The sequence below is a fragment of the Candidatus Hakubella thermalkaliphila genome, from assembly GCF_013281975.1.
Lineage (GTDB): Bacteria > Actinomycetota > Humimicrobiia > Hakubellales > Hakubellaceae > Hakubella > Hakubella thermalkaliphila.
Genome location: NZ_BLRZ01000139.1, coordinates 1 through 3623 on the forward strand (window position 1 = coordinate 1; position 3623 = coordinate 3623).

Consider the following 3623-nt stretch of genomic DNA (forward strand, 5'->3'; position numbering starts at 1 on the left):
GGCTGTCGATGGCATAAAGACCATGCGTACAAGGCTAGAGGATCTGGATGTCCTCAAGTGATGTTTCCAAATTTGTCTATTTCGATCCTTGTAGCTGTAGGCTCTAAGGAGAGGGAATTTATTTTCCTTCAAGAAGATAAACCGGGCATTCCCCAAAAATTTAGATATCAAAGTAAAGATAGAACTCATAGGGATGAGGCCGAAGTCTTACTTGATCGACCTCGTTCCTTCTTTTGTATTCGATCCAGGCAGAGATTATGTCCTCTGTAAAGACATCTCCTTTGAGAAGAAACTCATAATCATCTTCCAGCGCCTCTAAAACCTTGTCCAGAGTGCCGGGAACAACCTTTACCTGGGCAGCCTCTTCTGGTGAAAGTTCGTAGAGGTCTTTGTCCAACGGTTCGCCTGGATCCATCTTCTTCTCGATACCATCTAGTCCGGCCATTAACATGGCCGCAAAAGCTAGATAGGGGTTGCAGGAGGAATCAGGCGGGCGGTATTCGATCCGTTTGGCCTTGGGGTCCGGCGAATAAAGGGGTATCCTCACACAGGCACTTCGATTCCGCTGGGAATAAACCAGATTGACTGGGGCTTCATAGCCAGGCACCAGTCTCCGGTAGGAGTTGGTCGTGGGAGCGCAGAAGGCCAGGAGGGCTGGCGAATGCTGGAGCAGTCCACCAATGTAGTACATGGCTGTCTTGCCTAACAGGGCGTATCCTTCGGGGTCATAGAACAGGTTTCTCTCCTCTTTCCACAGACTCTGGTGGGTATGCATGCCCGAACCGTTGTCCATAAACAGGGGCTTGGGCATAAAGGTGACGGTCTTAAAATGATCCCTGGCTACGTTCTTCAAGATGTACTTATAGAGCGTGAGCTGGTCAGCCATCCTGGTAAGCGTGGTGTATTTCATATCAATCTCACATTGGCCGGCGGTGGCCACCTCATGATGGTGTGCCTCCACCTCGATACCTGCCTCGATCATCTTTAGGATTGCTTCAGATCGGAAGTCTTGCAGGCTATCCGTAGGAGGAACGGGAAAATATCCCTCTTTATAGCGAGGCCTGTATCCCAGGTTGGAACGTTCGTTCTTTCCTGAGTTCCAGATCCCTTCGGCGGAATCCACGAAATAATAACCACAGTGCTGGTTCTGATCGAATCTGATACTGTCAAAGACGAAGAATTCCGCTTCTGGACCCCAGTAGCTGGCATCTGCTATACCAGTGGATCGCAAGTACGCCTCTGCCTTTTGAGCCACGTAGCGGGGATCACGCGAGTAGCTTTCGCCAGTGACTGGGTCTCTGACGTTACAGATAAGGGACAGGGTGGGTACCTTACAGATAGGGTCCACTATGGCTGTCTCCGGATCCGGCAAGAGCAACATATCACTCTCGTGAATCTCCTGAAAGCCCCTAATACTGGACCCGTCAAAGCCAGCCCCCTTCTCAAATAGGCTCTCGCCTAATTCCGTAGCTGGAATGGAAAAGTGTTGGAGCAGGCCGGGTAGATCGGTAAACTTCAGGTCCACTATCTTTAGATCTTTTTCTTCACATAGTTCGATAACTTCCTTTGCCGCAGTCATGTTTCTGGTAATCATGTTGTTAATTCTGACCATACTATACCTCCTGTTTTCTAGACAGTTTACACTGGGAAGAGATCTATTAACTGGTTGAAGATTTGGGGGAATTCACTTCTGCAGGTATCCCCCTACCTTATCTGAGCCACTTCATCAACCATTCTCTTGCTCTTTCCCAATAGAGTGCTGCCCATCTCCTGATCTGTTAGGCCGACATCCTATTTATCACATGCTTTGTATTTTAATACAGATCATGAATTTGTCAATATCTTTATAAAAAAATATAGAATCTTGTAAATAATCTACTATTTAGTATATAATTCACTAATATTTTATCTACTTGGTGAGAGGGTGGTTTTGATCTTACCATAGAAATTACAAATCTAGACAGGGGTAATATAATGAAGATATCCTCAATTATCATGAGCAAAATTGACGATCTCGATATCAAAATTATCAGAGAGCTCAAAAAGGACGCCCGCCAAAGTTACAGAGAAATAGCGGACAGGCTGGGTGTTGCCGAGGGAACGGTCTACAACAGGGTGAACAAGCTCCGAGAGCTTGGAGTGATCAAAGGATTCATCCCCGACATAGACTACTCAAAGTTGGGGTATGATCTGGTAGTCTTGATCGGCGTCATTGTCGAGGGGGGGTATCTACTGGAGATAGAAAGGGAGATTGCCGGGGAGCCAAATGTCTCAGCAGTATACGATGTCACCGGGGAATATGACGCCATAATAGTGGCCAGGTTTAGAGATCGTGCCAGTTTGAACGACTTTGTGAAACGAATATTAGCCATGCAGCATGTGAGAAGAACCTATACCATGCTGGTCTTGAACGTGATGAAGGGTGAATATGGTATAGAGATCTAGACCTCAGGCATTTGACTGAAATGGACAGTAATTTCTCATTAAGGGACCCCTCACCCGCAGACCACGAAAATGGGGAATCTATTTTCTAAGCAAAAGGTCCCTAAAGTACATCTGTTACCGAAATACCAAAGATCAGAAGGATGTCCGCGGCTGAGGCCAGGCAGAAATTACACACTGCATAAAGGACAAAAAATTCCACGTAAGTGAGATAAGAAGAAAAGACCACTCCGGCCAGAGCAATGAAGAATATTGAGAGCAGCATGGCCCTCTTCTGGAGCCCCTTTTCTGCCAGGATGGCCAGGACCAAAATACTTAGATACATGAGAAATCCCAGAATGGCTACGGGAATACCCCAGATCTCAGAATAGACACTTTTGTTTACCACATCACAGCCAGAGCCTTCGGCACACAACAAAGCCTCGGTGGGAGAGTAGTGGAGATAGATAAGATAGCCTGCCAGGATCATCCCTATGATGGCCAGAGCGACAATAATCTTACTCTTCACCCTGAGACCCTTTCTTTATAGGGTTCATAGAGAATTGGCAAGACTCATTCCTGGTACTAGATTCCCATCTCAATTTATGCATTTTACATATTTACATATTATATAATAACAGATTGCTGGAACTCATTAAGACATGGTCTCAATAATCAAGAACTGGAGCAATTTTTGGCAGCAAGATCTCTCGTCTTCTTCATCTAGATAAGGGCGAATAATATACTTTCACCTTTCCATGGGTTTCTTTTGCAGTGGGGTACGGTGTCTAGTTTCTCCTTTGCTATTTTGGTAGGTCTGGCTATGGTCCATTTCATTTCATAAGATAGGACTTAAGGCTCGATTTAGGAAGGGAAGTACTATGATGAATCTGGCTCTCCTTTACTTATGTTATAATTAGCTCTGTCTCGAAATAGGAGATATTCACCAACCTTTAGGAATACATTTCTAACAGAATAAATGGGCGCTAAGCAAGGAGATAAATTACCATGCTGGAGTTAGGGGGTAAGATAGAGGAACATCTACACTTCCTTAATCCTGAGGAAAGAGATACCAGGAAAGCTCTTATAACGCTTCTTAGAAGGGAGTATCGTAGAAAGTTAGCCCACTACGAAAATCTGGATCAAAGTTTTCAGAAAAAGTACGGTGTGTCTTTTGAAGAGTTTGAGGAAAAGAATGTGGT

Annotated in this window: 3 protein-coding genes and 1 pseudogene; 2 read left to right on the plus strand and 2 right to left on the minus strand. The window is 45.1% G+C overall.

What is annotated here, in order from left to right; translation table 11 throughout:
• Positions 1–160: 160 nt before the first annotated feature.
• Complete coding sequence (gene glnA, locus HW443_RS09865; protein WP_275942766.1) at positions 161–1612, minus strand: type I glutamate--ammonia ligase; 1452 nt, start codon at positions 1610–1612, stop codon at positions 161–163.
• Positions 1613–1974: 362 nt separating this feature from the next.
• Between glnA and HW443_RS09870 the strand changes: the two genes are divergently transcribed.
• Positions 1975–2445, plus strand: a complete 471-nt coding sequence (locus HW443_RS09870; RefSeq protein ID WP_258188940.1) for an Lrp/AsnC family transcriptional regulator — start codon at positions 1975–1977, stop codon at positions 2443–2445.
• 100 nt (positions 2446–2545) lie between these two features.
• On the opposite strand, the gene HW443_RS09875 is transcribed toward HW443_RS09870, so the two are convergent.
• Positions 2546–2950, minus strand: coding sequence for a vitamin K epoxide reductase family protein (locus HW443_RS09875; protein WP_176236767.1), 405 nt, complete (start codon positions 2948–2950; stop codon positions 2546–2548).
• Between the two features lie 479 nt (positions 2951–3429).
• Between HW443_RS09875 and HW443_RS09880 the strand changes: the two are divergent.
• Positions 3430–3623: pseudogene (locus HW443_RS09880) on the plus strand (hypothetical protein); the annotation flags it as partial.